The organism is Salinivibrio proteolyticus, assembly GCF_001996165.1.
Taxonomy (GTDB): domain Bacteria; phylum Pseudomonadota; class Gammaproteobacteria; order Enterobacterales; family Vibrionaceae; genus Salinivibrio; species Salinivibrio proteolyticus.
Genome location: NZ_MUFP01000048.1, coordinates 1 through 1,285 on the forward strand (window position 1 = coordinate 1; position 1,285 = coordinate 1,285).

General features: G+C 35.6%; 2 protein-coding genes. Both read right to left on the reverse strand.

All coding sequences use genetic code 11. The features are described 5' to 3' along the window. Positions 1-537, reverse strand: a 537-nt coding sequence (locus BZJ19_RS16905; RefSeq protein ID WP_131826420.1) for an EpsG family protein, incomplete at its 3' end; no start/stop codon positions are given. Positions 538-1,087: 550 nt separating this feature from the next. Beyond that, positions 1,088-1,285: hypothetical protein (locus BZJ19_RS17335; protein ID WP_235608290.1), on the reverse strand; the 198-nt coding region annotated here is incomplete at its 5' end.

Sequence of the window (1,285 nt, forward strand, 5' to 3'; positions counted from 1 at the left end):
AGCCAGCACTAACACTATAAAGCCGGAGAATTTAAACTTATTTAAAAATAGCCCAGTTGCGAATATCAACAATGCTAGAGCCAAACCTTGCCTAATAACATTAGTATATAAAAGTATAAAGGTTGAGGTTAATACAAATAGGGACAATGCAGTCAACAGCATCTTATTAGATTTAAATATTAATCTAAAGCCTAGAAAAGTTAAGATATAAAACCCTATAGTTTGATATATAAAAAACTCTTCAGCTTCTAAACCAAGCGCATTCCCTAGATATTGTGTAAACGAAAAGAAAACATTCCCATGATATGCAGTAAATATATTATGAAAGCTTGATTGATCTTCATACATCCACAGATAATTCGCCGAATCAGGTGGCGCAAGCGGGTCTCTTAATAAAAGTAATAAAACACTTAAAATAACTATAAAAACCACACCTACAATTGCATATTTACTTAAATTTTTTATCATCCCCATAAAAGCAGTCATTGTCGCCAATAACACAAAAGGAAACACATAAAGTGACAATAGATCATTCATTTAACTTCATCCAAGCTATAAATACGAGGGTGGCTCAATATCACGGGAAATGCATGAACATCATGGAAAACGCATGAACATCCGCGTCACGAAAGGCTTCCCAACACGGTCGCCAGGTACTCTTTGTCCATCGCGCACATCATTCGCTTGCGTTGAATCCCAGCATTTAAACTCTTCTCTTGCTTTAAGCAATTTAGAACCATTTGCCTTATTCGTGCAAAACTTCCGCTCGATCATCTATCCTAATTCAGCAGGCATCTTCTTTTAATCCAACAACGAGTTTCCAATGCATTAATTCAATTAACCAATGCGAACGAGTGGTATCATGAAGATCTTTCGCTGTCATTTTTAATCTCCTAAACGTTAGGAGACCATTGAATCCTAATGAAATGATCAACAAACTGTCTCTCTATTTTCACTTATTTTAATAGATAACCATGACACAACGCACGATTTAATGCCTTAATCAACAACTAAGGAATTAAATCGCTAGTCCAGGCATGACGAGGATCTTGATGCATTTTTCCTGCGTTTCATATAAGAAGTCACATCATTTCTCGTTTATATTTCTGAAGTCTTCAAACTGTGTCTTTCTCGGATGCCTAGAATTAAATTTCATATTTATCCAGTCAGCCACTCGAGAAAATTCATAAACCCAGCGGTTAAACTTGAACTCACATGCTGGCATTTCAATATTTTTCAACGAATCCATTGACTTTTGGCAGCTTTCATTTGTGAAAGAATCAAT